Source organism: Streptomyces iranensis (assembly GCF_017874715.1).
Lineage (GTDB): Bacteria > Actinomycetota > Actinomycetes > Streptomycetales > Streptomycetaceae > Streptomyces > Streptomyces iranensis.
Window position 1 is genome coordinate 157,745 of record NZ_JAGGLR010000020.1, and the last position, 26,172, is coordinate 183,916.

Sequence of the window (26,172 nt, forward strand, 5' to 3'; positions counted from 1 at the left end):
GCCGTGACTGTTGCCGCAGTCGGCAATACCGGTGATGCCATGGAGCTTTTCCGTGGCACCGCCCACAGCCCGTCGTTCTTCGCGCTCAACCGCGCCGGGGTCACGGGTGGCGGACAGGAGCTCGTGGACTTCTGCATCCCCTGCAATCCGTACTTCCCCACCCCCGCGATGTTCGCCGTGATGGCGGTCAGGCTGCGGGACATCCTCACCTACTACCCGAGCTCCGCGGAGACCATCACCGCCGAACTGGCCGATGTGCTCGGGCTGCAGCCGCAGACCATGGCGATGGGCAACGGCTCGACCGAGCTCATCACCTGGATCGACCATCTGCTGGTGAAGGAAAGCCTGGCGGTGCCGATTCCCACCTTCGGCCGCTGGACCGACCAGCCGATGGAGACCGGCAAACGGGTCGATATGTTCCAGCTCCCGGAAATGAGCGGATTCGCACTCGACCCCAACGCCTTCGTCAACTTCGTACGCTCCCGGGGCTCCCGGGTCGCCGTGATCTGCAATCCCAACAACCCCGACGGCGGGCTGGTGTCCCGCCAGGCCCTCATCGGCATCATGGACGCCCTGGCCGACCTCGACCTGATCGTGATCGACGAGTCCTTCCTGGAGTTCGCGGACGCCGAGGCGTATCCGAGCGTCGTGGACGAGGCCATCCTGCGCCCGAATGTGATCGTGCTGCGCAGCCTCGGCAAGAACTTCGGGCTGCACGGGGTGCGCTTCGGTTATCTGGTGGCCAATCCGTCGCTCGCCGTACAGATCCGCTCCCGGCTGCCGAAGTGGAACCTCAACTCCTTCGCCGAGGTCATCGTCTTCATGCTGAAGCGGTACCGGCAGGAGTACGTGGACAGCCTGCGCATGCTCAGCCACGACCGGCAGCAGATGACCACCCAGCTGGCCGGGCTGCCCGGGATGACGGTCTACCCCTCCCAGGGCAACTTCGTCTTCGTCAAGCTCCCGGCGGGGACGGACGGCGGCTGGGTCCGCGACCAACTGCTGTCCCAGCACGGTGTGCTGGTGCGCGAATGCGGCAACAAGCTGGGCAGCAGCAGCCAGTTCATGCGGTTGGTGGTGCGCTCCCAGCCGGATGTGCAGCGGCTGCTGACCGGGCTGAGCACGGTGCTGTACGGGACGTCCTTCTACGCCCCGCAGGTCGGCTGGGACCAGCAGCCGTCGCTGCCCTCGGGATACGCCGGGTCCTCGGGGTACGCCGGATCCTCGGGGTACGCCGGATCGTCGGGGTCCATGGGGGCCCTGGGAGCCACCCCCTGGCAGGCGCAGTCCCTGGACTACTCCTACCAGCAGCCGCCCCAGCTGCCCGCGGCGCCGATGGCGCAGGAGCCCCAGCCGATGTACTCCGCGGCCGCCCTTCCGGCCCCGCAGGGCGTCGCCGGCGACCTGTACGGACAGGCGTCCTTCGCGGGCGCGGGCGCGGGTACGGGCGCCTCGCCGGGGTACGTCCAGCAGCAGCCGCTCCCGGAGCTGTCGCCCGCCTATGTCGCCACTCCCCCGGCCCAGCCGCCCCTGTACCAGGCCCCGGCCGCGCTGCCGCAGCCCCAGATGGTCCAGGCCCCGCAGCCGCAGATTCCGCAGCAGATGCCCGCGCAGCAGTTCCAGGCCCCGCAGTTGCAGCCGGCCCAGAGCCAGGCGCCGCAGGGCCAGGCGCCGTTGATGCAGATGGCGCCCCAGCCGCAGAGCGCGCCGTACCAGGGTGCCCAGGCGCAGACCTCCCAGATGTCGATGGCCCAGATCCAGGCCCAGATCCAGGCCCAGGGTGCCCAGGGGCAGGGGACGGCGGCGTACGTCCAGACCCGGCCCGAGGAGACGACGATCGACCAGATCCCGGTCTACGGGCAGCAGGACACGGGAATACCCGAGCCGTCGCCGATGGAGCGGACGCAGGCCATGACCTACGACCCCGCCGAGCTGAAGGCCGCGGCGGCGGCAGCGCCCCCGGTCGTCCCCCTCAGCGAGCAGGACGACGACCCGACCGGCCAGACCCCGGCGCTGCAGCGCTATCCGCGCCCCGCGGCGTACCTCCAGGACGGCTCGATGGCATGACCGGGCCCGGCGCCGAGGTCATGACCGACGCAGCCGGTCGTCGCACGGCCAGACCGGGGAGACCCCGGCCGCCGCGCAGATCGCGATGTGCAGCAGCAGGGGATGGGTGTACGGCTCCCCGTCGCCCGGCCAGTGCACCACACCGGGCTCCTCACTCCCCGTGGGGCCACCCGCGGGGCCGCCCGTGGCGCCGGTCCGCCGCCCGGACGGGCCGGTCACCATGGCACCGGCCGCGTAGACGGCCGGCGCGGGCCAGTCGACCCCGACGTCCGAATGGGGCGGCACGATCCACCACCAGCACCCGGCACCGGTGAGCACGCATCCCGCCCGGGGCAGCAGGGCCATCACCCCGGGTCCGTGCCGCTCGGCGATCCCCACCGCGTCGTAGGCCCGGTCCGTCCGCAGCGCCGCGGGCAGTTGAAGGCGGTGGCGGCCGGACACCGCGCGGAATCCGCGCCGGCCGAACCGGCCGCGGACGAGGCCGGTCAGCGCACCGGCGAAGGCGTACGTCATCTAGGGGCACTTCACAGAGGTCGGGCCGATGGTGCCTGCGGTCGCCGCGGCGGAGCGCGGTAACGGGATCATGCCGCAACTATGCGCATCGCCGGGGACACTTGGCAAGGCTCACTCTGAATTGTGCAGAGTCGTCAGTGCAATGTGTCCGTTCCGCACTGGCCATGGCACACTGCGAACATCAGTGTTGGGGAGGTCAGGGAGGGATTCAGGTGAGCGAACCGCGGTCGGCGCCGACCGTGGGTCAGGTCGTCCTCGGCAAGAGGCTGCAGGATCTGCGGGAGAAGGCGGGGTTCAAGCGGGACGAGGCGGCCAAAGTGCTGCGGGTGGCGCACGCCACCATCCGCCGCATGGAGACCGCCGAGGTCGCGCTGAAGGTCCCGTATGTACAGATGCTGCTGGACGCCTACGGGATCACCGGTGACGAGCTCGACTCGTTCATCACCCTGACCGAGGAGGCCAACAAGCCCGGTTGGTGGCAGCGGTTCCACGACATCCTGCCGGACTGGTTCAGCGTCCACGTCAGCCTGGAGGGCGCGGCCGAGATGATCCGGGCGTACGAGCCGCACTTCGTGCCCGGCCTGCTCCAGACCGAGGACTACGCCCGCGCGGTCATGCAGACCGGCGCCGTCGGCCAGGCCGGCTCCCGGCAGGCGGAGCGCCATGTGGCGCTGCGCATGGAGCGGCAGGCCCTGCTCACCCGGCGGGATCCGCCCCGGCTGTGGGTGGTGATGGACGAGACGGTGCTGCGCCGGCAGGTGGGTTCGGCGGCGGTGATGCGCCACCAGGTCGACCGGCTACTGGAGGCCGTGGAGATGCCGCACATCACGCTGCAGATCTCCGAGTTCTCCTCCGGGCACCATCCGGGCACCTATGGGCCCTTCGTCCTCTTCCGCTTCGCTGTACCCGAACTGCCGGACATGGTCTACGTCGAGTACCTGACCGGCGCCGTCTACCTGGATGAACGCATCGAGGTGGCCTCCCATCTGGAGGCCATGGACCGCATGGCGGCCCAGGCGGCAACCGCACGACGCACAAAGGAAATCCTCCGGGATTTCCGCAAGGAGCTCTGATCGGAATGGATCGCATTCACAACGGCATGCGCGCGAGCGACCTCGGCAGTGAGGGCTGGCACAAGCCGTGGAGCGGTGGCAATGGCGGCAACTGCGTCGAAGCCATGAAGCTGGACGACGGCCGGGTCGCGATCCGTCAGTCGACCGATCCGGACGGTCCGGCGCTGATCTACACCCACAGCGAGATCATCGCGTTCATCCAGGGCGCCAAGGCGGGCGAGGCGGACTTCCTCGTCTGCTGACGCGGCCGCCGTGCGCACCGGCGCCGACGGCCGGTGGACCGTCGGCGCCGGCGCGGCGTCGGTGTGCCGTCACGTGCGGTGTGCCGTCACGTGCGGTGTGCCGTTACGTGCGGTGTGCCGTTACGTGGCGTCCGCCGCCAGTGCCCGCAGCAGACCGATGGTCAGCGCGGTACGGGCCGGGATCGGGGCGAGCACGGTGTGTTCATGGCGGGCGTGGGCGCCGGAGCCGAGGGCACCGAGCCCGTCGAGGACCGGACGGCCGAGCGCGGAGACGAAGTTGCCGTCGCTCGCACCGCCGACCGCGGTCTCCTCCAGCTCCCAGCCGTGTTCCGCGGCGATCGCGTGGGCCTGTTCGAACAGCCGGCGGGACGGGCCGCCCGGGACCATCGGCGGACGGTTCCACTCACCGGTGACCGTCAGCCGCACCCGCTGGTCGGAGGGGGCGAGGGCGTGCAGCGCGGCGTCGATCCGCTTCGTCTCCTCCGGTTCGGCGATCCGGATGTCGATGCCGCAACTCGCCTGTGCGGCGATCACATTGCGCCCCGTGCCGCCGCTGATCAGCCCCACGTTCACCGTGGTCCCCCGTTCCGGGGCGCTGAGCGCGGCGATCCGCGGGACCACCTCGGCCAGCGCGTGGATGGCGCTCGCGCCCGCGAACGGATCGAGACCCGCATGCGATTCGATGCCGTGGGCCGTCACATCGAACAGCCCGACGCCCTTGCGGGAGGTCTTGAGCGCCCCGTCCAGCGACGCCTCGAAGACCAGCGTGGCCAGGACGTCCTCGCTCAGCCGCTCGATATGGCGGCGGGAGGCGGGGCTGCCGATCTCCTCGTCGCCATTGAGCAGCAGCCGCACCGAGGGGTGCGGGAGCTCCAGCTCGCGCAGCAGCCGCAGCGTCCACACGGCCTGCACCAGGCCCGTCTTCATGTCGAAGACACCGGGGCCGCTCGCCCGGCCGTCCACGACCTCGAAGGGCCATTCGGCGAGCGTTCCGGCCGGCCACACCGTGTCGTAGTGGCACAGCATCAGCACGGTGCCGGGTGCCGTGCCGCGATAGGTCAGGGCGAGCACATCGCCGTGCGGTCCGCAGTCGTGGCGCTCGGTTCCGTCCGGCTCGCCGAGCCGGTCGACGACCCAGCCGCTGATCGCGGCGAGTCCGGCGTCCAGCAGCCGCTTGTCGTTGCTCGGCGTCTCCAGTTCCACCAGCGTCCGTAGGTCTTCGATCATCTCGGGCAGCGCCTGGGCGGTGGCGGCGGCGAGGTCGGAGGGGGTCATGCGATGAGGATCCTTCCCGGGGGTGGCGGGGGTGAGGGAGCGGCTGGGGATCAGCGGACGGGCGCGCCGGGGCCGAGCGGAATGCCCAGCGCCCACCAGACGTAGAAGAGCAGGGTCCAGGCCACCAGCATGGCCACGGACAGCGGCAGGGTCAGCGAGGCGAGGGTGCCGATTCCGGCGGAGCGCCGGTAGCGCTGGAGGAAGCCGAGCGCCATGACGAAGTAGGCGCTCATCGGGGTGATGGCGTTGGTGCAGGAGTCGGCGATGCGGTAGACGGCCTGGGTGGCCTCCGGGGGGATGTGCAGCAGCATCAGCATCGGCACGAAGACCGGGGCCACCAGCGCCCACATGGCCGAACCGCTGGTCATCGCCAGATTGATCACCGTGCACACCACCACGATGCCGAGGAAGGCGACCGGGCCGGTGACCCCGAGGTCCTTCAGCAGATCGGCGCCGCGGATGGCGAGCACCTGGCCGACGCCGGTCCACTTGAAGTAGGCGAGGAACTGGGAGATGGCGAAGAACAGCACCAGGATGGGGGCCATCTCCCGCATGCCCTGCGCCATGAAGTCCGGGATGTCACGGCCGCCGCGGACGGTACCGGCCGCACGCCCGTAAACCGCGCCGAGGAGGGCGAAGAGCAGGCCGAGCACCACGGCGATACCGGAGAGCACGGGCGATTCGACGATGCTGCCGCCCTCGCCGCGCAGCGGTGACCCGGTGGGGATCATCGCCACCACGATCACCGCGAGGTAGCCGACGAGGACGACGGTGGCGCGGCGCAGCCCGCGGCGCTCCTCGGGTGCGAGGGCGAGCTCGACATCCCCGGTGGCCTTCCCGGTGGCTTCGCCCTCCGCCTCCTCGGGCTCGGGCGGAAGCGCCGCCACCCGCTTCACCAGCACCTTCTCGGTGACGAAGGTGATCACGGCGGCCAGCACCACCGAGGAGGCGAGGGAGAAGAAGTAGTTGGACAGCGGGGTGACGACATAGCCGGGGTCCACGGTGTGCGCGGCGGCCGTGGTCAGCCCGGACAGCACCGCGTCCATCGGGGTGATCAGCGGGCTGGCGTCATAGCCCGCCGATACGCCGACGAACGCCACGACGATCCCCAGCAGCGGACTGCGCCCGACGGCCCGGAAGGCCAGCCCGCCCAGGGGGACCAGCGCCACATAGGCGGCGTCGGACGCGATGTGGGCGACCATCGCGGTGAAGGCCAGGGCGAAGGTCATCCAGCGTGCCGGGACCTTGGCGACGCCGGCCCGCAGCATCGCCGCGAGCAGCCCCGACCGGTCGGCGACGGCGACACCGAGCATGACGACCAGGATGGTGCCGAGCGGTGGGAAGGTGGCGTAGTTGGTGATCGCGTCGTTGATCATCGACCGCACCCCGTCGACCGAGATCAGGCTGCGCACCGCCACGGTCTTGTCCCCCGCCGGGTCGACCGCGGAGACGTCGGCGGTGGCGAGCCCCCAGCTGATCAGCGCGAGGAAGGCGCTGAGGATCGCGAACAGCCAGAAGGGGTGGGGAAGCTTGTTGCCCGCGCGCTCGACGGCGCCGAGCACCCTGAGCAGTGCGGACAGCGCCGCCGAGGAGTCCCCGGGCTCGTCGGGAGGCGGTTTGCCGGGGGTGTTGTCGGGTGTGGTCGTGGTGTCGTTGGAACTCACCGTCCGCACTCCTTCGTCGACGACGCAGTAGTGGTCGTCCATTAGAGAAGGCATGACGGAATGAGGCAAGTAAAAGACTCGTAACGCAAGAATGATTCACGCATGGAGCACCAATCGCACGATAGATTCTTATCCATGACAGCCGTTCCCTCCACCCCACCGGTGCTCGACGACGCCGACCTCGATCTGGTGGCCGCCCTGCAGGTGGCGCCGAGGGCGCCGCTGAGCGCGCTGGCCGAGGTGCTCGGCAGCTCCGCCAGCACCGTCGGCCGCCGGCTGGCCCGGCTCGCGGAGGAGCGGCTGCTGCGGGTGATCGGGCAGGTGGAATGGCCGATGCTGGCCGAGGGCAACCCCCTGCACATCTGGGTGGCCACGGCCCCGGGGCAGGCGTGGGAGGTGGCCCGGCAGCTGTCCGCGCTGCCCGAGATCCCGTTCGTCGCCACGACCACGGGCCGCACCGATGTCTACTGCTCCCTGCACGCCACCCGGCGCGACCGGGCGCGTGAGCTGCTGATGACCCGGATCCCGTCCGTCCCCGGTGTGCGGTCGGCCCATACCGAGCTGGTGCTGCGGGCGACGGCGAAGTCCGACTCCTGGCGGCTGCGGCGGCTGGACGACGCGCAGGTGCGGGCGTTGCGGGAGGTCGCCGATCCGGTGGAGGAGCCCGCGTCCGTCACCGGGTTCGGCGACGACGAGCTGCGGGCCATGGAACTGCTGCGTCAGGACGGCCGGGCGAGCGCCGCCGATGTGGCACGCGGGCTCGGCATCAGCCGGTCCACCGCCTACCGGCTGACCCAGTCACTCCTCCAGCGCGGGCTGGTGCGGCCCCGCGTGGAGATCGAACCGGCGCTGCTCGGCCATCCGCTGGAGGTCGTGATCGAGCTGCATGCCGCGCCCGGGGCCATCCAGGAAGTGGCCGACGCGCTGGCCCGGCATCCCTCGGCGCGCTATGTCTCGATCGTGGCGGGCACCTCCTCGGTGATCCACCACGGGGTGTTCCGGGACGAGGACGGCCTGGCCGAGCTGCTCACCCGCGATCTGGCGACGCTTCCCGGCATCACCGCCTGCGAGGTGTCGGTGGTCCTCGATGTGCTGCGCCGGTACTGGATCGGCCGCGAGGACGGAAGACTGGTGGGCCAGGACCGATGAGTTCCGCGCGGCGCGCCGGTCTGAGGTGACACAGGGGGCGGCACCTTCCCGCCCCCGCTCACCGAGGAGACACCATGAGCAGCGACGAGATCACCATCGGCCGGGACCTGGACGCGCCGCGCGAGACGGTGTGGCGGGTGTGGACCGAGCCGCAGTACTTCGCCCGCTGGTTCGGCGCCGCGCCCGAGTCCGTCGACCTCGACGTCCGGCCGGGTGGCGCCTGGAGGGCGACCGTCGCCACTCCCGCGGGCGAGATGCCGATGCGCGGTGTCTACCGCGAAGTGGTCGGCCGGGAGCGGCTGGTGTGGACGCTGGACCTGCCGCAGGGTGCGATGGAGATGACCGCCACCTTCGCCGATCTGGACGGCGGCCGGACCCGGGTGGTGCTCCGGCAGCCCGCTCCGCCGGAGGAGCAGTGCGCCCAGGCCGAGGAGGGCGCGGCCCAGCTGCTGGACGCCTTCGCCAAGGTGCTCGCGTCGGTCTGAGCGCTCCCGGTCACTCCCGCGGCGGCGGCCCGTCCCACTCGATGACGTCCACCTCGTCGCCCACGGCCAGTTTTCCGGCGCGGGTCACGGAGAACTGGCAGCCGAACAGGGGGGCGCCGCCGGGGCCGCGCCGGTAGCCGGCCATGGTGCGCAGCGGCTCGGGGCCCGCCTTGACGCCCTCGCTCTGATCGACCGTCGTCACGACGCACCGGGCGGTGTGCTTGGCGAAGCCCAGCTCGGCACCGCCGACGGCGATCCTGCGGACCCGGTCCTCCCGATGGGGTTCGTCCCATCCGCCGATCACGATGCCGGGGCGGAAGCGGTTCATCGGCAGTGCAGCGCCGCCCGCCTCGGCGATCCGCTCGTTCAGCCCGTCCAGGCTGGCCCGGGAGACGATGTGCACCGCGGCGCTGTCGGCGTAGCCACAGGTGCCGGGGATCCATCCGCCGGTCACCCGGTCGTGCTCCGGGGGCACCCGCACCAGCCTGCTCGGCGCGCTCAGAAACCGGGAAAGCCACATGGCGGCGTCCTCGCCCTGGTCGATGCCGAGATAGGGGGTGTCGAACACGGTGACCTCGCGCCGCGCGGAGGTGGTGTCGATGTCGATGGCCACCTCGTCCCCGCCGGGGGCGGACAGGGTGAGCCGGGTGCCGTGCCGGTCGATGGCGGGGCGGATGACGGCGAGCCGGGGATCCCGCCGCTGAGTGCGGCACTCCCCGTCCTCACCGATGACCATGAAGCTGCGGTCGTGTTCCAGACCCGCCTCCGTCAGCAGCGCCTCGGACAGCGGAACGCCCGCGCAGCCCTTGATGGGATAGCAGGTCAGCTCGACAACGGTGGCCACGCGGGCACCTTACCCCAGGGATGGCGGCGGCTCCGAGCGGCCGGTCGGGGCGCTCATTCCCCCTCGCCCGGTGCCCGACCGGCGTTTCATGGCACGGCCGGGTTCCGCCATGCGCCCCCGACCCGGCGTCCAGCGGCAAGGCGTAGCACCGAGTACGCCGAATGACCCACCGCGCACGACCGGTGACCACCGGCATACGCCGTAGGCGCGCCGCGTCTCCCGTCGGCGGGAACCCAAACGAACCGTTTCCAGGGAGCGGTGGAGGAGCCGCGGGAAAAGCGCGGCCCCGGCGCCGCCCGGGGGTCCGGACAGGCGGGGTGAAGGGTGATTATTCCGGGGCCGCTCCTGCGAGCGGCCGGAAGGGAGGAAGTCGATGTGAGGCAATGATATGCGCGGCGGCTCGGTTCCCGCTATACACGGGCGGCGTGATTCTCCGCCAGTTCCCCGGCGGCCATGACGACCGGGCCTTTTCGGAGAACTGCCGCTGCGCACGGGCGGTCGGCGCGGCGATGCACGACAAGAGATACGGTAAACGCCAAGTCAAGTCCGTTCTGTGGCCCACGAGTTGGCCGGGCACCGAGCGGCTGCCCCTGTTCCGCGGGCCATACCGGAGGCGAGAGCGTATACGAGTCGGGGGCCTGGTTCCGCGCCCGGTGCCCTCGGGAGCGAGCCGTAAGGCGCGCCGGTGCCGAAAGCGACGAGGAGCAGGGAGCGAGGAACGAGCGACCGTCGACGAGGAGTGTCGGCACCGGATCAGAGCGCGCGGAGGCGAGCGACCCAAGAAGAGGCGTTCGTCTCGCCGTCTCCGCGCCGTCTCCCTGCCGTGTCGTCGCCGGGGGCCGCGTCCGCTCCCGGCCGGATCCCGGCCCTGAACGCCACGGTCGGCGGCGGGCCCCCGCCGATACGTTTCAGTCTCCCGCCGCGCCCTGGGAAACTCCGCCGGGCACCTCCGGCGCGTTCGCTCATGCGTCCCCCTCTTCCCCGCCCCGCCGCAAGGCCGTCCTATTTCCCGCCCCCTCCCGCCGCCTCCCGCTCTCCCCTTCCGCTCCTCCCCTCCCCGGCATTCTCCGGATGCCGGGGAGGGGACCGGAACGGCCGGTTCCGGCGCGGTGCCGCGCGGTTACGGCCGCCCGCTCGGGCCCGGCCGTCAAGCGGCCGATCTTGACCGGGCGGTGACGCAATAGCGCCGGGGAAGATCCCGTGCCGCGCGCCCGGCCCGCACCGGACGCCGTATTGAGCCGCCCGCCGCTCGTCCGGTCTTCAACCTCTCGCGCCCCGGCGGCAATTCACCCGAACCGCCGTCCGAGATCGGTCACCGATCAACCGGAAACCAATCCGGCGGAATAGCGTCCGCCCCGTCCGGCGCCCCGGAGAATCATTTCCCGCCGTACGAGGACGTCCGGCGGCGCGTGATCGCCCGGCGCCCGCCCCGGCCCGCCGCTCCCGTCCCGCCGGCGGCCGTGCGCCCCCGGCCCTCCATGCGCCTCCCGCCGCTCAGCTGAGGGAGCGTCAGCCGATTCCGGGGTGGCACCGGGCGGCGCGCGGCGGTCCATGAGGCCCCCTGCGCCTTGTGACCGGCGGGGCCGGGCTGCGGTACTCGTACAGCCCGCCGGGTCCTCCGGAGGGTGACGTCGAGAGCCGTTGTGGAGAGGAACCAGCCTCATGGCCGTACGAGGAAGTCACCGACGCCCCGCATCGCCCAGCAGGGTCTCGCCGCTGTGCGTGGCGCTCACCGCGGGTGGTGTCGGCATCGTCCTGCCGTTCCTCGGCACCGGCGCCGCCCACGCGGCCTCGGTCGACACCTGGAACCGGGTCGCCAAGTGCGAGAGCGGGGGCAACTGGCACATCAACACCGGCAACGGCTACTACGGCGGACTGCAGTTCTCCCAGCACACCTGGGCGGCGTTCGGCGGCACCGCCTACGCCCCGCGGGCCGATCTGGCCTCCAAGGCCCAGCAGATCACCGTGGCGGAAGCGGTGCTGCGCAAACAGGGCCCCGGCGCGTGGCCGGTGTGCTCCGTCCGCAGCCGGCTGACCCGGTCCGGGCCACCCGCCGGAGTGACGAGCCAGAACGCCCACCCCCGCGCCCAGCACCCGGCCAAGCCCAAGAAGTCGGCCAAGTCCGCCGCTAAGTCCCGGGCCCGGCAGCACACCGCCCGGCGCGCGGCGGCGTCCGGCTCCTACGCGGTCGTCCGCGGCGACACGCTGTCCCGCATCGCCACACGTGCGTCCGTCAGGGGTGGCTGGAAGGCGCTGTACCACGCCAACCGCGGGACCGTCGGCCCGAACCCGCATCTGATCCACCCGGGGCAGCGGCTGACCCTGCCCGCGGGCTCCCGGCATCCGCACAAGGCGGCGCCCCGGCACCGCGCCTCGACGGTCTCGAGCCACCCGGTGGTCCGCAAGACGGCGGCCCGCCCGCATATGGCCCCGGTCAGCGGGCCGGTCAGCGCGGGGTACGGCATCCGCGGCCCGCGGTGGGCGAGCGGCCATCACACCGGCGTGGACTTCGCGGTTCCCACCGGCACCTCCGTGCGCGCGGCCGCCCCGGGCACCGTGGTGGCGGCCGGGTGGGGCGGCGCCTTCGGCCACCAGGTGATCATCCGCCACGCCGACGGGCTCTACACCCACTACGCGCATCTGTCGGCACTGACGGTACGCACCGGGCAGTCGGTCGAGGCGGGCCACCGGATCGCCCGGTCCGGCAGCACCGGGAACGCCACCGGACCGCATCTCCACTTCGAGGTCCGCACCAGCCCGCGCTACGGGTCCGACATCGACCCGCTGGCCTATCTGCGCTCCCACGGCGTCAGCGTCTGACGCCACACACCGGACGCATGGCGTCCGCACGGTCCATCTCCGAGGGGTGGGGGAAGGGGAGGCCGCCCGAGGCACGGCTCGGGCGGCCTCCCGCCATCCGCGCGGGGACCGGTCAGTACCAGATCGCGACGGCCAGCCCGGTCTCCGTCGTCTGAGGCGGATCGGGAAGGCTCCGGGCGGCCTGGAGCGCGATGCGCCGCGCGCTCCAGGCCGCCGCCGCGGCGTCCAGGACGTCGTCGGGCGGCACCCGCCCGGCCGGTCCGAGGTCGTCGGGCAGGAGGATGCCCTGGTCCGCCAGCAGCCGGCGGCGCACGGCCTGGCCGCTCCAGCTCTTCTTGCTCCAGGGCACGGGCCGCCCCTCGCCGAGGGCGGCGAAGGAGACCTCGGGATGGACCTCGTACAGCCGGTGGTCGCCCCCGTCACGGCAGGCGTTGGCCTCGCGCAGCTTCGCCGCCAGCCCCCACGACTGACGGCTGAGCCCCTGACCGGTCAGCCGCCGGCAGACCGCGTTGGCGCCGTCGTAGCCGTCCGCCTCCCAGACCTCGCGCGGCGGTACGGAGAAGACCCGGGAGCGGTGCGGGGCCACCATCGTGGTGGCCAGGGCGTCGGCCTCGCGCCATCCCTCCGCCAGCAGCCCCAGCGGCATGTCGACCGCCACCACGGCGGCGTCCCCTACCCGGCCGAGCAGCTCGCTCAGCGCCTCGGCGGTGTCGGCCCCCGCGAAGCGGCCCTCCTCGTCCAGGGTCACGGCCACCCAGCCGGTGCGGCAGGCGTCCACCCCCACGACGGGCGATTCGGCGCATCCGGGTGCGGGCGGGGTGTGAAAAGCATCGCGACGGGAACCCATGCGCCGTATCCGACCACGCGGATGAGCCGGTGCGGGACGGAACGGCAGGAAAGGACGGCGATGGGCGTACGTACATGGATCCAGGATTGGCCTGTCTACCGCCAGCTCACCGGAAGCGACCCGCTCGGCCGCGGCGCCGCCACCACCTCGGCCGCCACCCGGGAGCGGCGCCCCCGCACCGTCACGGCCGACAAGGTGGTCAAGTCGGTGTGCCCCTATTGCGCGGTGGGGTGCGCCCAGAACGTCTATGTGAAGGACGACCGGGTGGTGCAGATCGAGGGCGACCCCGACTCACCGGTCAGCCGCGGCCGGCTGTGCCCCAAGGGCTCGGCGTCGCTCCAGCTGACCACCGGGGAGTCCCGGCGGCACGAGGTGCTCTACCGCCGCCCGTACGGCACCGATTGGGAGCGGCTGGACCTGGACACCGCGCTGGACATGGTCGTGGAGCGGGTGCTCCGCACCCGTCGCGAGGGCTGGGAGTGGGAACGGGACGGGGTCGGCGTCAACCGCACCATGGGGATCGCCAGCCTCGGCGGCGCCACCCTGGACAACGAGGAGAACTACCTCATCAAGAAGTTGCTGACCGGGCTCGGGGTGATCCAGGTGGAGAACCAGGCCCGGGTCTGCCACTCCTCGACCGTGGCCGGGCTCGGCACCTCCTTCGGCCGCGGCGGCGCCACCACCTTTCTGCAGGACCTGCAGAACGCGGACTGCATCGTGATCGAGGGCTCCAACTTCGCCGAGGCCCACCCCGTGGGCTTCCAGTGGGTGATGGAGGCCAAGGCGCGCGGCGCGAAGGTCATCCATGTCGATCCGCGCTTCAGCCGCACCAGCGCGCTGGCCGATCTGTACGTACCGATCCGGGCCGGCACCGACATCGCCTTCCTCGGCGGCATCATCAACCACGTCCTGACCGGCGGCCACGACTTCCGCGACTACGTCCTGGAGTACACCAACGCGGCCAGCATCGTCGGCGAGGAGTTCGAGGACACCGAGGACCTGGCCGGGATCTTCTCCGGTCTCGACCTGGAGACCGGCCACTACGACATCTCCACCTGGGCTTACGAGGGCACCGAGGTCCAGGCGCCACAGGGCGCGCCCGACGAGCTGTACGAGGACCGCACCCGGCGTGGCGCGTCCCTGGCGACCGCCGCCCTCTCCGAGTCCCACGGCTCCGGCGGCGCGCCCACCTCCGCCGAGGTCCCCACCGACCGGACCCTGCGACATCCGCGCTGCGTCTATCAGATCCTCAAGCGCCACTTCTCCCGCTACACACCCGAGATGGTCGAGGAGACCTGCGGAATTCCCCAGGACACCTTCCTGGAGGTGTGCCGCGCACTGGTGGAGAACTCCGGCCCGGACCGCACCTCGGAGTTCGTGTACGCCGTCGGCTGGACCCAGCACACCGTGGGCGCCCAGTACATCCGCACCGCCAGCATCCTCCAGCTGCTGCTCGGCAACATCGGCCGCCCCGGCGGCGGCATCCAGGCGCTGCGCGGCCACGCCAGCATCCAGGGCTCCAGCGACATCCCCACCCTGTTCAACGTGCTCCCCGGCTACATCCCGATGCCGCACGCCCACGCCCACGAGGACCTGGACGCCTTCGTCGGGGCCGTGAAGACCGAGAAGGGCTTCTGGGGCGAGATGCGCTCCTATGTCGTCAGCCTGCTCAAGGCGTACTTCGGCGACGCCGCACACGCCGACAACGACTACTGCTTCGGCCATCTGCCCCGGCTGACCGGCTCCCACAGCACCTACCACACGGTGAAGGAGATGCTGGACGGAGTCTGCAAGGGCTACTTCCTGATGGGTGAGAACCCCGCCGTGGGCTCGGCCAACACCAAGATGCAGCGCCTGGGCATGGCCAACCTGGACTGGCTCGTCGTCCGGGACTTCTCCCTCATCGAGTCCGCCACCTGGTGGCAGGACGGACCGGAGATCGAGACCGGCGAGCTGCGCACCGAGGACATCGCCACCGAGGTGTTCTTCTTCCCCGCCGCCGCCCACACCGAGAAGTCCGGCTCCTTCACCAACACCAACCGGATGCTGCAGTGGCATTTCGCCGCCAAGGAGCCGGACGGCGAGGCGCGCAGCGATCTGTGGTTCATGTACCACCTGGGGCGGCGGATCAAGGAGCGGCTGAAGGACTCCACCGACCCGATGGACCGGGCCGTCCAGGATCTGGCCTGGTCCTACCCCACCGAGGGGCCGCTGGACGAGCCCAGCGCCGAGGCGATCCTGGCCGAGATCAACGGCCATGACGCGCGCGGCGAGCCGCTCGGCGCGTACACCCAGCTGAAGGACGACGGCTCCACCTCCTGCGGCTGCTGGATCTACTGCGGGGTGTACGCCGACGGCGTCAACCAGGCCGCCCGCCGCAAGCCGCACACCGAGCAGGACTGGATCGCCGCCGGATGGGCCTGGGCCTGGCCCGCCAACCGCCGCATCCTCTACAACCGCGCCTCGGCCGACCCCGACGGCAACCCGTGGAGCGAGCGCAAGGCGCTGGTGTGGTGGGACGAGGAGCGGGAGCGGTGGACCGGCCATGACATCCCGGACTTCATCCCCGACCGGGCGCCGTCCTACCGCCCGCCCGAGGACGCCCAGGGCCCGGACGCGCTCAGCGGAGTGGATCCGTTCATCATGCAGGCCGACGGCAAGGGGTGGCTGTACGCCCCGGCCGGGCTGGTCGACGGCCCGCTGCCGACGCACTACGAGCCGCAGGACTCGCCGGTGCGCAATCCCCTCTACCCGGAGCAGCAGCGCAACCCGGTCCGGGAGGTGATCTCCGATGAGCACAACGTCTTCCACCCCAGCGGGGGCGAACCGGGCAGCGAGGTGTTCCCGTACATGATCACCACCTATCGGCTCACCGAGCACTTCACGGCGGGCGGGATGAGCCGCTGGACACCGTATCTGGCCGAGCTGCAGCCGGAGTTCTTCTGCGAGGTCTCCCCCGAGCTGGCCGGTGAGCGGCATCTGGAGCACACCGGCTGGGCGACGCTCATCAGCGCGCGCGGGGTGATCGAGGCCCGGGTGATGGTCACCGAGCGGATGTCCCCGATCAGGGCCGGGGGCCGCACGGTGCATCAGATCGGGCTGCCGTACCACTGGGGTCCCAATGGCTACACCCGCGGGGACGCCGCCAATGAGCTGTCCGCCATCGCCCTCGACCCGAATGTCCACATCCAGGAGGTGAAGGCGCTGAGCGCCGACATCCGTCCCGGCCGCCGCCCCCGCGGCCCGGAGCTGACGGCCCTGCTCGAAGAGTACCGGCGGCGCGCCGGTATCACGGTGCGGACCGGAACGGAGGTGCGGGGATGACCGACACCTCGAAACGCTCATCGCTGATCGGCCGCAATCTGCTCGCCGGAGCCGAACCGGATGTCGCCGGAGACGCCGGGCACGAGGACCATCCACCCCGGGTCGGCTTCTTCACCGACACCTCGGTCTGCATCGGTTGCAAGGCGTGTGAAGTGGCGTGCAAGGAGTGGAACGCCGTCCCGGAGGACGGCCTGGACTTCACCGGCATGTCCTTCGACAACACCCAGGGCCTCTCCGCCTCCACCTGGCGCCATGTGGCCTTCATCGAGCAGAACAAGCCGCTGGGCCGGGCCGAGACGGGCGTCGACCACGGCGACGTCGATGTGCTGGCCCTCGCGGCGCGGGGCTCCGGGACCCCGGTCGGGGAGGCGGCGATCACCCCCACCTCCCCGGCGTCCCCGTCCGACGCCGGGCAGAACGGGCTGCGGTGGCTGATGTCCTCGGACGTGTGCAAGCACTGCACCCACGCGGCGTGCCTGGACGTGTGTCCGACCGGTGCGCTGTTCCGCACCGAGTTCGGCACCGTGGTGGTCCAGGACGACATCTGCAACGGCTGCGGCTACTGCGTGCCCGCCTGCCCGTACGGGGTCATCGACGTACGCCCCGAGGACGGCGGGGCCCACAAGTGCACCCTGTGCTACGACCGGCTGGGCGCCGGACAGGAACCCGCGTGCGCCAAGGCGTGCCCCACCGACTCCATCCAGTTCGGCCCCCTGGACGAGCTGCGCGAGCGCGCCGCCGCCCGGGTCGAGGAGCTGCACCGGGTGGGGGTCGAGGACGCGCGGCTGTACGGACACGACCCGGAGGACGGCGTCGGCGGCGACGGCGCCTTCTTCCTGCTGCTGGACGAGCCGGAGGTGTACGGGCTGCCGCCGGACCCGGTCGTCACCACCCGCGACCTGCCCTCGATGTGGCGGCACGCGGGTGCCGCGGCCCTGACCCTGCTCGGTGGCGTGGCCGCCGTGTTCGCGGCCCAGACCGGCGTCAGCGGGCGCCGTACCGGAAGGAGGCGCTGATGAGCGAGTCGGACGTCACCCGTGACGGCATCCGCGGCGCCCGGCCGGGCCGGGACGCTCAGGTCGGCAAGGGGATGGGGGACGGCAAGCGGCGCGGCCGCAAGGGCGGGAAGGGCCGCAAGGGCGATCAGCCGATGGTCCCCCGGGCGGAGTTCACCTCCTACTACGGGCGGCCGGTGCTCAACCCGCCCACCTGGCGTCCCCTGGACATCGCGGGCTACTTCTTCCTCGGCGGGCTCGCGGGCGCCGGGTCGGTGCTCGCGGCGGGCGCCGAACTGACCGGCCGTCCGGCCATGGCCCGCGCGCTCAAGGTGTCCTCGATCGCCGCCCTGACCGGCTCCACCGCCGCCCTGATCCACGACCTCGGGCGCCCCGGGCGGTTCGCCAATATGCTGCGGGTCTTCAAGCCCACCTCGCCGATGAGCGTCGGCTCATGGCTGCTGGCGGCCTACGGCCCGATGGCGGGTGCGGCCGCCGCCTCGGACCTGGCCGGGCGGCTGCCGCGGGCCGGCCGTGCGGCCACGGTGGGGGCGGCGCTGCTGGGCCCGGCGGTGGCCTCGTACACGGCGGTGCTGGCCGCCGACACGGCCGTCCCCGCATGGCACGACGGCTATCGCGAACTGCCGTATCTCTTCGTCGGCTCGGCCGCCATGGCGGCGGGCGGTATGGCCCTGCTGGCCTCGCCGGTCGCCGAGAACGCCCCGGCGCGGGGCGTGGCGCTGCTCGGCACGGCGGTGGAGACCGCCGCCGTCAAGGCCATGGAACGGCGGCTCGGGGTGGTCGCCGAGACCTACCGCGAGGGCCGGGCGGGCAGGCTGATGCGCGCCGCCGAGGCGCTGTCGGTGGCGGGCGCGCTCGGCGGCGCCCTCCTCGGCCGCCGCAGCCGCGCCGCCGCGGCCCTCAGCGGTGCCGCCCTGCTGGCGGCCTCCGCGTGCACCCGTTTCGGGGTGTTCCACGCCGGGATGCGGTCGGCGGAGGACCCGAAGTACACGGTCCTGCCCCAGCGGGAGCGGCTCGAGGCGCGGCGGGAGCGGTCGGAGGACGACTGACCCCGCCGCGCCGTACGGCCTTCCGCGGTCTCTACCTCAGCGACGAGACCATTCGATTTCCCCCTCCCCGACGCCGACCACCGCTGTCTGCTGTGGGACCGCTCCCTGGGCACCGTCCTCCCCCGCTCCACCGATCTGGACCTGGACTTCTGCGCCGAGTCCTTCGAGCTGGCCGGCGGGCCGACTGACCCTGGCCTCGGAGTTCGGCCCGTACACGTCCCTGCTGACGGACTGACTGACGGGCTGACGGGCTGACGGGCTGACGGGCTGACTGACGGACGGGCGCAGTGCCGCGTCGAGGGCTATCGCTCAGCCGAAGCCGACGGTGAGGTCGACGGCCTGGTCGACGGCGAAGCGGGGGCGGTTCCGCCGCCGGGGTTCGGACCGTAGGCGTCCAGGAAGCGGTCGCGGAAGGAGCTCATCTTCCACACCGGGGCCTTCGCGCCCGGCATCAGACCGTCGTCCCAGTCCCAGTGGGAGATCCGGTCCAGTACCGCCTTGTCGTGCGCGACGATCGCCACCGGCACGTCCCGGCTGGCGTTGTCGCCGCTGACCCGGGCGAGCGGCTGGTGGTCGCCGAGGAAGACCAGCACCGTGTTCTTGTTGCCGTACTTCAGCACATAGTCGATGAGGCTGTTGACCGAGTACTGGATGGACCTTCCGTACTCGGTCTTCACCTTCTTGGAATCGGTGAACACGTCCGCGGGCTTCTTGCCCGCCTTCTGGATGGCCTTGTAGACCGAGCCGTTGCCGACCTCGCTCCAGGGGACCGTCTTGGGGATGGGCGCCCAGGGCTGGTGGCTGGAGGTCAGGATGATCTCCGACATCAGCGGCTTGTCGTGCTTCTTGCCGTGCTCCAGGCGCTGGAACGCCTTCAGGGCGTACTGGTCGGGCATGGTCGACCAGCTGAACTTCGGGCCCTTGTAGCCGAGTTCCCGGGAGTCGTAGACGTGGTCGAGGCCGTAGAACTTGCCCTCCGGCCAAGCCTTCTGCACCCCCGGCATGATGCCGACGGTCCGCCAGGCGCCGGTGCGCTGGAAGGCGCGGGTGATGGACATGTGGTCGCCCGCGGTGACGGTTCGGTAGCGGTTCTGGTTGTCGATCCACAGGCCGGTGAGGAAGGTGGAGTGACCCAGCCAGCTGCTGCCGCCGTACGTGGCCGAGGTGAGCCAGCCGCTCTTGGCGGCGAACCCGGCCTTGCCCAGCCGCTTGGTGGCGTTCTTGAGCGTCTTGTCGACACCGGGCGCGATCGCCGGGTCCTCGATGGCCGAGCGGCCGTAGCTCTCGATGAAGGTGAAGATCATGTCCTTGCCGCGCAGCCCGGTCAGCAGCTGGTCGCCGGGGGTGTCGCCGTAGGTGTCCACGGCGGCCACCTTGGCGAACTCCCGCTCGTCCCTGAGGGTTTTGCGCACCCGCTCGGCCCGGTCCTGGAGCAGCGCGGTGGTGCTCCTGGACGCGAACGGCGCCCCGGCCACCTGCACCCCGAGCGCCGCGCACATCACCCAGACGGTGCCGAGCACCAGGGTGGTACGGGTGGCCACGGCGATGTTCCGCGCCATGACATTGCTGACCCGCAGGACGGCGAGCGCCATCAGGACGAGCAGTGCGACGGCGAGCACCACGACCCCGATCACGGCGACGGTGGCGGCCGTCCCACCGACCGAGTCCTTGAGGTACGACTCGGCGTCGTCCAGCAGTATCCAGTCGAGCACCACGTTGAACCCACGGCCGAGGAACTCGTTGAAGCCGATATCGAGGAGGTTCAGGATGGTCAGCGCCCCGAGGGCCGCCCCGGCGAGCACCGCCACCACCCGCCGCGCCATCGTCGGCAGCATGAGCAGCAGCGTGGCGCCGAAGATGCCCTCCACCGGGATGCGCATGAAGGCGCTGGGTTCGACGAGGGTGAGTTTGGTCGGCAGGAGGAGAGCGATGAACACGAGGGCGAGGGACAGTGTCGTGACCGTCCACGCCACCGTCCGTGCCGCGACGGGGTACTTGGCGCGCCATCCCTTGCGGGCGGGGGCCGCGTCGGGGGCGGTGCCGACCAGGGGGCCGGTCACGGTGGTCTCCTCCGGGTCCTCCTCCGGGTCCTCCTCCACGTCCGCGACCGCGCCCTGGGCGGTGTCGGCGCCCCGGGCGGTGTCCGCGCCCTGGGCATCCGCGGCGGTGTCCGCCGCCTGGGCGGGGGCCGTATCCGGCTCCCCCGCGTCATCCCGCCCCTGGACGGGGACATCCGGTGTGCGCTCAGGTGGACCCTCCGGTGACGGGCCCTCCGTCAGGCCCTCCCCCGTGGTTCCCTTGTCCGATTCCGACCGCTGACGAGAGCTCGATTGGCGCGACAACCCGAAGGTCCTTCCCTGCGAAGCCCGGTGGTGGCACGGCGGACCCGGCTCGGGTGGCCGGTGCCCGTCGTTATCCGTACGGCGTGCCAGGGGTCCGCGTTCAATCACCTGGCACTTTTTCCCGGCGCCTCCCGCCCCTCGCGAGCGCATCCACCCCACGATACGCTGACTCCTTCACATGGATGTGAAGGATGCGGGGGTGAGAGGACGGGGCATATGCGCATCGGAGAGCTGTCGGAGCGCACCGGCACACCGCGCCGGCTGCTGCGCTACTACGAGGAGCAGGGGCTGATCCTGCCCGACCGCTGCGCGAACGGCTATCGCTCGTACGACGAGCGTCTCGTCGACCGGATACTGCAGATCAGGGGCCTGCTCGACGCCGGGCTCCCCACCCGCATCATCAAGCAGATCCTGCCGTGCCTCGACAAGCCCCGGCTCATCCACTTCTCCGATGCCACACCGGAGATGGTCGCCACGCTGGAGAACGAGCGGGATCGCATGACCCGGCGCATCGAGTGCCTGACCCGCAACCGGGAAGCGATCTCCCAGTATCTTGACGCCGTGCTCGGCAACCACGCCACCAGCTGACTCACCCAGGGAGCGCGAGATGACCGTCCGCCGTGTCGTACCCAACATCCGGTCCGAAGCGATGCGGGAGAACCGGGAGTTCTACGGCCTCCTGGGCTTCGAAGAGGTGATGAACCAGGGCTGGATCATGACGCTCGCCTCCGCCACCAACCCCACGGCCCAGATCAGCGTGCTGACCCATGACGAGACCGGTCCGGTGGTCCCCGATGTGAGCGTCGAGGTGGACGACGTGGACGCGGCCTACGCGGCGATGTGCGACAGCGGCGCCGAGATCGTGCACTCCCTGCGGGACGAGGAGTGGGGCGTCCGCCGCTTCTTCGTCCGCGACCCCAACGGCCGCGTGATCAATGTGCTGAGCCACCGCCGATAACCCGCTGCGTGCCGCCCGCACACCGCGCTAGCGTCATCCCTCATGACGACGCCACCGCGCATCCGCCCGCACCGCTCCGCCGATGAGCGCACCCAGCTGCTGGGCTGGCTCGATATGCAGCGCGCCATCATCGCGTGGAAATGCGAGGGCCTGTCCGAGGCGGACGCCCACCGCTCCCTCCTCCCCGCCTCGCCCCTGATGACTTTGGCCGGGATCGTCTCCCATTTACGCTGGGTGGAGCACCTGTGGTTCGAGATCGTCCTGCTCGGCCACCCGGCCCAGGGACCCCGGTTCGACGATGACGTCGAGCACGCCGGCATGAGAGTCGAGGGCATCCCGCTCGCCCAGCTCCTCGAGGACTACGCCCAGCAGTGCCAGGTGTCCAACGAGATCACCGCGACCCACGCCCTGGACGACACCGGCCGCCACCCGGACTCCAGCGCCACCTCCACCAGCCTGCGATGGATCCTCTTCCACATGATCGAGGAAACCGCCCGCCACGCCGGCCATATGGACACCATCCGGGAACTCGTCGACGGCGAGAAGGGCTACTACTGACGCCCGGCTACGGTGGCCGGAAGACGTACAAGGAGCGCGTACGGGCGGACATCCGGCACGCCCTGGACTGTCCGACGTCTTCACCTTCACCCAGGACCAGACCGGCGATCCGCAGGCGCTGCACCCCTCGACCGTGCGCGGCTCCAGCCAGGCGCCGGCCACCGCGGGCCCCGGTACGGGCGAGTATCCGGAGGCCGACTTCGACCGGCCGGTGCGGCTGCGGAAGCCGCTGATCACCTCGGGGCGCGCGGCGAAGGCGGATGAGTTCCTGACCCAGGCGCGGCCCTCGGAACTCGCCCTCACACTGGTCGACTCCGGGGGCGAGCGCACCCCGAAGGGCGTCAACCTCCAGGACCGGGCCGGTCAGCAGAGTTTCGATGTAGGCCCGGCGCGCGGCGGCCGGGTCAGCGGTCCCCCCGGGCGGCGGTGCGCCGGGCGCTGTCGCGGCGGGGCCGCAAGGGAGCGTCCTCGTCGCTGAAGAGCTCGGGGTGCTTGGTGCGGATCTTCTCCACATCGCTGAAGACCAGCCGCAGATGGGAGCGGAGCGACTCGTCGGCGCGGTCCAGATCGCCCGCCTCCAGCAGGTCGACCACCTCGCGGTGCTGGCCGATGAGCAGGGACATCTGCTGGGTCATCGGCAGTGACAGCCTGCGGGCCCGGTCCAGCTGGGCCTTGGCCTGGCTGACGACCGGCCAGGCCGAGGCGTGTCCGCTGACGGCCATCAGGCGGGCGTGGAACTCCTCGTCCAGCTGGAAGAAGCCCTCCATGTCGGACTGGCGGTCGGCCTCCTCCTGCGCGGTGAGCAGCACCCGCAGCTCGGCCACGTCCCGCGCGCCGGCCTTGCCGACGGCCTCCCGCAGCGCGGCGCACTCCAGCGCCTCCCGGATGAACTGGGCGGAGGCGACAGCGCGCTCCCGGATGCGCGAGACGAACGTGCCCATCTGGGGATAGATGTCCACCAGCCCCTCGTCGGCGAGCAGGATCAGGGACTCGCGGACGGGAGTGCGGCTCACCCCGAGCTCGGCCGCCAGATCGTTCTCCGAGACGGCGGAGCCAGGCTCCAGCTCCAGGCCGACGATGCGCGAACGCAGCACCTCATGGACCAGTTGCCGGGTGTTACGCCCCCGGGAGCGTGCCGTGTGCAGTCCCTCCGCCGATACCATCCGGCTCCTTCCGAACCCTTGACTCCGCTTGCTGACGTACTTGTATGGTAGCCGACCGACAGCCCGGACTCCACCCCGGGAGCCCGCTCAGTGAGGAGCACGCACGCATGGCCACGATCACGGAGGCCAAGGTCATCGTCACCTCGCCGGGTCGCAATTTCGTGACCCTGAAGGTGACCACCTCCGACGGCGTGACCGGTCTCGGTGACGCGACCCTGAACGGCCGCGAGCTCGCGGTCGCCTCATATCTGGAGGACCACCTCGTACCACTGCTGATCGGGCGCGACCCCGCCCGCATCGAGGACACCTGGCACTACCTCTACAAGGGGGCCTACTGGCGCCGCGGCCCGGTGACCATGACCGCCATCTCGGCCGTGGACACCGCACTGTGGGACATCAAGGGCAAGGTCGCGGGCCTTCCGGTGTACGAACTGCTGGGCGGCAAGGCCCGCGAGGGCGCCCTGGTCTACGGCCACGCCAGCGGCGGCGACGTCCCCGAGCTGCTGGACGACGTGGCCCGCTTCCAGGAGATGGGCTACCGCGCGATCCGCGCCCAGGCCGCCGTCCCCGGCTCACCGGGCACCTACGGCATCCGCCACGGCACGGTCGCCACCGTCTACGAGCCGGCCACCGGCGCGCTGCCCGAGGAGCAGCCGTGGTCCACCGAGGCGTATCTGGACTTCGCACCGCGCTATCTGGAGGCGGTCCGCGAACGGTTCGGCTTCGGCTTCCACCTGCTGCACGACGTCCACCACCGGCTCACCCCCACCGAGGCGGGGCGGCTCGGCCGCAGCCTGGAGGAGGTGCGGCTGTTCTGGATGGAGGACCCCACCCCCGCCGAGCTCCAGGAGTCCTTCCGCCAGATCCGCCAGTCCACCACCACCCCGATCGCGGTCGGCGAGGTCTTCAACTCCATCTGGGACTGCCAGCAGCTCATCACCGAGCGGCTCATCGACTACATCCGCGCCTCGGTGGTGCACGCCGGAGGCATCACCCATCTGCGGCGGATCTTCCACCTCGCCGAGCTGTACCAGGTGCGCACCGGTTCACACGGCGCCACCGACCTGTCCCCGGTGAGCATGTCGGCGGCCGTCCACCTCGATGTCACCGTGCCCAACTTCGGCATCCAGGAGTACATGGCGCACGACCCGCTCACCCACGAGGTGTTCCGGCCCGGCTACGAACTGATCGACGGCGCCCTGCACCCCCAGGCCGTGCCCGGCCTCGGCATCGAGCTCGACGAGCAGGCGGCCGCCCGCTTCCCCTACGACCCGAAGTACCTCCCGGTGAGCCGCCGTACCGACGGGTCGGTGCACGACTGGTGACCGCCGACTCCCCGCCGCGCCTGTCGCTGGCCACCCTGCCCCGCGTCCCCGCCGAGAGCCGCCCGCCCATCGACCCGGGGGCGCTGCGCCCCCGGATCGTGCACCTGGGCATCGGCGCCTTCCACCGCGCCCACCAGGCCCTCTACACCGAAGCCGCCGAGGCCGCGCACGGCGGCGGCTGGGGCATCGCCGGCGTCACCCAGCGCAGCCGGTCCGTCGTGGACGCGCTGCGCCCACAGGACGGGCTGTACTCCTTCACCGAACGGCGCCCCGACGGCCCGGCCACCCGCGTGGTCGGCACCGTGACCGAGGTGCTGCACGCCACCGACGACGGCACCCGGCTCGGCGCGCTCCTCGCCTCCCCCGAGGTCACCGTCGTCACCCTCACCGTCACCGAGAAGGGCTACCGGCGCGACGCCGCCACCGGCGGACTCGCCCTGGACGACCCGCTGATCCGGGACGACCTGGCGGGACGGCCCGCGCCCGTGAGCGTGGCCGGGCAGCTCGCCGCGGGGCTGCGCGCCCGGCTGCGGGCCGACGGCGCCCCGGTGTCGCTCGTCTCCTGCGACAACATGGCCGACAACGGCGCGGTACTGCGGCGCCTGGTACGGGAGTTCATCGCCGCCACCGCATGGGACGACCGCGACCGCCTGCTGGACTGGATCACCGGCTCGGTCGCCTTCCCCGCCACCGTCGTCGACCGCATCGTCCCCGCCACCACCGACACCGACCGGCGGACCGCCGCCCGCGCCCTGACCCTGGACGACGCGGGCGCGGTCACCGGCGAACCGTTCACCCAGTGGGTCCTCCAGGACATCTTCGCCGCCGACCGCCCGCACTGGGAGGCGGCCGGGGTCCGCTTCGTCCCCGATGTGAGCCCCTACCAGCTCGCCAAACTCCGGCTGCTCAACGGCGCCCACTCGCTCATCGCGTATCTCGGACTCGGACTCGGACACGGATGCGAGACCGTCGCCGATGTCCTGGCCACCCCCTGGGGCGAGGAGACCGTACGCGCCTACTGCGCCGAGGCCGCGCAGAGCCTGCCCCCCACCGAGGGTCTTGACCTCCCCGCCTACATCGACAGCCTGGTGGACCGCTTCGCCAACCCCGCGATGCACCACCGCATCCAGCAGATCGCCATGGACGGATCCCAGAAGATCCCCGAACGGTGGCTCGCCCCGCTGCGCGAACTGCGCGCCGCCGGACGGGACACCCCGCTCCTGGCCACCGCCCTCGCCGCCTGGGCCCGCCGCACCCGCGACCGCCCCCTGGACGATCCCCGGGCCGAGGAGCTGCGCCGCGCCTGGGACGGCCCGCACACCGAGGCCCCGCGCCGGCTGCTGCGGCTGCTGGGCGCCGAAGACCTCGCCGACGACACCGCCCTCGTCGCGTCCGTACGGGCGGAGCTGGACCCCGGCGCCCGGCCACCGCGCTGACCCCACGCACCGCCCCTTCAAA

The 26,172-nt window shown here is 71.6% G+C and carries 22 protein-coding genes; 15 read left to right on the forward strand and 7 right to left on the reverse strand.

What is annotated here, in order from left to right:
- Positions 1–39 precede the first annotated feature (39 nt).
- Positions 40–2,067, forward strand: a complete 2,028-nt coding sequence (locus J2Z30_RS32990) for a pyridoxal phosphate-dependent aminotransferase (RefSeq protein WP_044567657.1) — start codon at positions 40–42, stop codon at positions 2,065–2,067.
- A gap of 18 nt (positions 2,068–2,085) precedes the next feature.
- On the opposite strand, the gene J2Z30_RS32995 is transcribed toward J2Z30_RS32990, so the two are convergent.
- Positions 2,086–2,580, reverse strand: a complete 495-nt coding sequence (locus J2Z30_RS32995; protein ID WP_052701183.1) for a hypothetical protein — start codon at positions 2,578–2,580, stop codon at positions 2,086–2,088.
- Between the two features lie 212 nt (positions 2,581–2,792).
- Between J2Z30_RS32995 and J2Z30_RS33000 the strand changes: the two genes are divergently transcribed.
- Positions 2,793–3,653, forward strand: a complete 861-nt coding sequence (locus tag J2Z30_RS33000; protein ID WP_044567658.1) for a Sco1979 family transcriptional regulator — start codon at positions 2,793–2,795, stop codon at positions 3,651–3,653.
- Positions 3,654–3,658: 5 nt separating this feature from the next.
- Positions 3,659–3,895 carry a DUF397 domain-containing protein gene (locus tag J2Z30_RS33005; protein WP_044567659.1) on the forward strand — a complete coding sequence of 79 codons (237 nt, stop codon included), beginning with the start codon at positions 3,659–3,661 and terminating at the stop codon, positions 3,893–3,895.
- A gap of 120 nt (positions 3,896–4,015) precedes the next feature.
- On the opposite strand, the gene J2Z30_RS33010 is transcribed toward J2Z30_RS33005, so the two are convergent.
- Together J2Z30_RS33010 and J2Z30_RS33015 are read right to left on the reverse strand one after the other, a co-directional pair.
- Positions 4,016–5,170 carry a M20 family metallopeptidase gene (locus J2Z30_RS33010; protein WP_044567666.1) on the reverse strand — a complete coding sequence of 385 codons (1,155 nt, stop codon included), beginning with the start codon at positions 5,168–5,170 and terminating at the stop codon, positions 4,016–4,018.
- A 50-nt stretch (positions 5,171–5,220) separates the two neighbouring features.
- Positions 5,221–6,876, reverse strand: coding sequence for an AbgT family transporter (locus J2Z30_RS33015; RefSeq protein WP_209468938.1), 1,656 nt, complete (start codon positions 6,874–6,876; stop codon positions 5,221–5,223).
- 93 nt (positions 6,877–6,969) lie between these two features.
- On the opposite strand from J2Z30_RS33015, the gene J2Z30_RS33020 reads away from it, so the two are divergent.
- A complete protein-coding gene (locus tag J2Z30_RS33020) occupies positions 6,970–7,983 on the forward strand; it encodes an Lrp/AsnC family transcriptional regulator (protein ID WP_044567667.1) in 1,014 nt (337 codons plus the stop codon).
- Positions 7,984–8,057: 74 nt separating this feature from the next.
- Entirely contained in the window at positions 8,058–8,468 is a 411-nt protein-coding gene (locus J2Z30_RS33025) for an SRPBCC family protein (protein ID WP_044567670.1), read from the forward strand.
- 10 nt (positions 8,469–8,478) lie between these two features.
- Here the strand turns inward: J2Z30_RS33025 and J2Z30_RS33030 are convergent, their stop codons facing one another.
- Positions 8,479–9,312: an MOSC domain-containing protein gene (locus J2Z30_RS33030; RefSeq protein ID WP_044567672.1), complete on the reverse strand. Its 834-nt coding sequence runs from the start codon at positions 9,310–9,312 to the stop codon at positions 8,479–8,481.
- 1,662 nt (positions 9,313–10,974) lie between these two features.
- Here J2Z30_RS33030 and J2Z30_RS33035 point away from each other — a divergent pair.
- Entirely contained in the window at positions 10,975–12,132 is a 1,158-nt protein-coding gene (locus J2Z30_RS33035) for a transglycosylase family protein (RefSeq protein ID WP_044567674.1), read from the forward strand.
- Between the two features lie 112 nt (positions 12,133–12,244).
- On the opposite strand, the gene J2Z30_RS33040 is transcribed toward J2Z30_RS33035, so the two are convergent.
- Positions 12,245–12,979: a DUF429 domain-containing protein gene (locus tag J2Z30_RS33040; RefSeq protein ID WP_044567676.1), complete on the reverse strand. Its 735-nt coding sequence runs from the start codon at positions 12,977–12,979 to the stop codon at positions 12,245–12,247.
- Positions 12,980–13,039: 60 nt separating this feature from the next.
- Here J2Z30_RS33040 and fdh point away from each other — a divergent pair, with 60 nt between their 5' ends.
- The 3 genes from fdh to nrfD are packed head-to-tail and all read left to right on the forward strand — an operon-like array spanning position 13,040 to position 18,368.
- Positions 13,040–16,303, forward strand: a complete 3,264-nt coding sequence (gene fdh, locus J2Z30_RS33045; protein WP_044567678.1) for a formate dehydrogenase — start codon at positions 13,040–13,042, stop codon at positions 16,301–16,303.
- Positions 16,300–17,319 (forward strand): 4Fe-4S dicluster domain-containing protein, encoded by a 1,020-nt coding sequence (locus tag J2Z30_RS33050; RefSeq protein ID WP_044567681.1) that lies wholly within the window; start codon positions 16,300–16,302, stop codon positions 17,317–17,319. The genes fdh and J2Z30_RS33050 overlap by 4 nt, the downstream gene beginning before the upstream one ends.
- Positions 17,319–18,368 (forward strand): NrfD/PsrC family molybdoenzyme membrane anchor subunit, encoded by a 1,050-nt coding sequence (nrfD, locus tag J2Z30_RS33055; RefSeq protein WP_044567683.1) that lies wholly within the window; start codon positions 17,319–17,321, stop codon positions 18,366–18,368. Before J2Z30_RS33050 ends, nrfD begins: the two co-directional genes overlap by 1 nt.
- 302 nt (positions 18,369–18,670) lie before the next feature.
- On the opposite strand, the gene J2Z30_RS33060 is transcribed toward nrfD, so the two are convergent.
- Positions 18,671–20,710 (reverse strand): sulfatase-like hydrolase/transferase, encoded by a 2,040-nt coding sequence (locus tag J2Z30_RS33060; RefSeq protein WP_044567685.1) that lies wholly within the window; start codon positions 20,708–20,710, stop codon positions 18,671–18,673.
- Between the two features lie 216 nt (positions 20,711–20,926).
- Here J2Z30_RS33060 and J2Z30_RS33065 point away from each other — a divergent pair, with 216 nt between their 5' ends.
- From J2Z30_RS33065 to J2Z30_RS33080, 4 genes are all read left to right on the forward strand, one after another.
- Positions 20,927–21,298: a MerR family transcriptional regulator gene (locus J2Z30_RS33065; RefSeq protein WP_044567687.1), complete on the forward strand. Its 372-nt coding sequence runs from the start codon at positions 20,927–20,929 to the stop codon at positions 21,296–21,298.
- A 19-nt stretch (positions 21,299–21,317) separates the two neighbouring features.
- Positions 21,318–21,668 carry a VOC family protein gene (locus J2Z30_RS33070; RefSeq protein WP_044567689.1) on the forward strand — a complete coding sequence of 117 codons (351 nt, stop codon included), beginning with the start codon at positions 21,318–21,320 and terminating at the stop codon, positions 21,666–21,668.
- Between the two features lie 42 nt (positions 21,669–21,710).
- The gene (locus J2Z30_RS33075; protein WP_044567690.1) at positions 21,711–22,226 is read left to right on the forward strand and encodes a DinB family protein; all 516 of its coding nucleotides are present in this window, start codon (positions 21,711–21,713) and stop codon (positions 22,224–22,226) included.
- A 133-nt stretch (positions 22,227–22,359) separates the two neighbouring features.
- A complete protein-coding gene (locus J2Z30_RS33080; protein ID WP_044567692.1) occupies positions 22,360–22,704 on the forward strand; it encodes an NADase-type glycan-binding domain-containing protein in 345 nt (114 codons plus the stop codon).
- Here J2Z30_RS33080 and J2Z30_RS33085 read toward each other — a convergent pair.
- Positions 22,631–23,389, reverse strand: a complete 759-nt coding sequence (locus J2Z30_RS33085) for a GntR family transcriptional regulator (RefSeq protein WP_107073237.1) — start codon at positions 23,387–23,389, stop codon at positions 22,631–22,633. The genes J2Z30_RS33080 and J2Z30_RS33085 overlap by 74 nt on opposite strands.
- A gap of 107 nt (positions 23,390–23,496) precedes the next feature.
- Here J2Z30_RS33085 and manD point away from each other — a divergent pair, with 107 nt between their 5' ends.
- Entirely contained in the window at positions 23,497–24,714 is a 1,218-nt protein-coding gene (gene manD / locus J2Z30_RS33090; protein WP_044567693.1) for a D-mannonate dehydratase ManD, read from the forward strand.
- A complete protein-coding gene (locus J2Z30_RS33095; RefSeq protein ID WP_044567695.1) occupies positions 24,711–26,150 on the forward strand; it encodes a mannitol dehydrogenase family protein in 1,440 nt (479 codons plus the stop codon). Before manD ends, J2Z30_RS33095 begins: the two co-directional genes overlap by 4 nt.
- Positions 26,151–26,172: the final 22 nt, after the last annotated feature.

What these genes read in the sequence shown, in the direction of transcription:
- J2Z30_RS32990 (WP_044567657.1), top strand. Translation starts at nt 40, where the DNA reads ATGGAGCTTTTCCGTGGCACCGCCCACAGCCCGTCGTTCTTCGCGCTC.
- J2Z30_RS32995 (WP_052701183.1), bottom strand. Translation starts at nt 2,580, where the DNA reads ATGACGTACGCCTTCGCCGGTGCGCTGACCGGCCTCGTCCGCGGCCGG.
- J2Z30_RS33005 (WP_044567659.1), top strand. Translation starts at nt 3,659, where the DNA reads ATGGATCGCATTCACAACGGCATGCGCGCGAGCGACCTCGGCAGTGAG.
- J2Z30_RS33010 (WP_044567666.1), bottom strand. Translation starts at nt 5,170, where the DNA reads ATGACCCCCTCCGACCTCGCCGCCGCCACCGCCCAGGCGCTGCCCGAG.
- J2Z30_RS33015 (WP_209468938.1), bottom strand. Translation starts at nt 6,876, where the DNA reads ATGGACGACCACTACTGCGTCGTCGACGAAGGAGTGCGGACGGTGAGT.
- J2Z30_RS33020 (WP_044567667.1), top strand. Translation starts at nt 6,970, where the DNA reads ATGACAGCCGTTCCCTCCACCCCACCGGTGCTCGACGACGCCGACCTC.
- J2Z30_RS33025 (WP_044567670.1), top strand. Translation starts at nt 8,058, where the DNA reads ATGAGCAGCGACGAGATCACCATCGGCCGGGACCTGGACGCGCCGCGC.
- J2Z30_RS33035 (WP_044567674.1), top strand. Translation starts at nt 10,975, where the DNA reads ATGGCCGTACGAGGAAGTCACCGACGCCCCGCATCGCCCAGCAGGGTC.
- J2Z30_RS33040 (WP_044567676.1), bottom strand. Translation starts at nt 12,979, where the DNA reads ATGGGTTCCCGTCGCGATGCTTTTCACACCCCGCCCGCACCCGGATGC.
- fdh (WP_044567678.1), top strand. Translation starts at nt 13,040, where the DNA reads ATGGGCGTACGTACATGGATCCAGGATTGGCCTGTCTACCGCCAGCTC.
- J2Z30_RS33050 (WP_044567681.1), top strand. Translation starts at nt 16,300, where the DNA reads ATGACCGACACCTCGAAACGCTCATCGCTGATCGGCCGCAATCTGCTC.
- nrfD (WP_044567683.1), top strand. Translation starts at nt 17,319, where the DNA reads ATGAGCGAGTCGGACGTCACCCGTGACGGCATCCGCGGCGCCCGGCCG.
- J2Z30_RS33065 (WP_044567687.1), top strand. Translation starts at nt 20,927, where the DNA reads ATGCGCATCGGAGAGCTGTCGGAGCGCACCGGCACACCGCGCCGGCTG.
- J2Z30_RS33070 (WP_044567689.1), top strand. Translation starts at nt 21,318, where the DNA reads ATGACCGTCCGCCGTGTCGTACCCAACATCCGGTCCGAAGCGATGCGG.
- J2Z30_RS33075 (WP_044567690.1), top strand. Translation starts at nt 21,711, where the DNA reads ATGACGACGCCACCGCGCATCCGCCCGCACCGCTCCGCCGATGAGCGC.
- J2Z30_RS33085 (WP_107073237.1), bottom strand. Translation starts at nt 23,389, where the DNA reads ATGGTATCGGCGGAGGGACTGCACACGGCACGCTCCCGGGGGCGTAAC.
- manD (WP_044567693.1), top strand. Translation starts at nt 23,497, where the DNA reads ATGGCCACGATCACGGAGGCCAAGGTCATCGTCACCTCGCCGGGTCGC.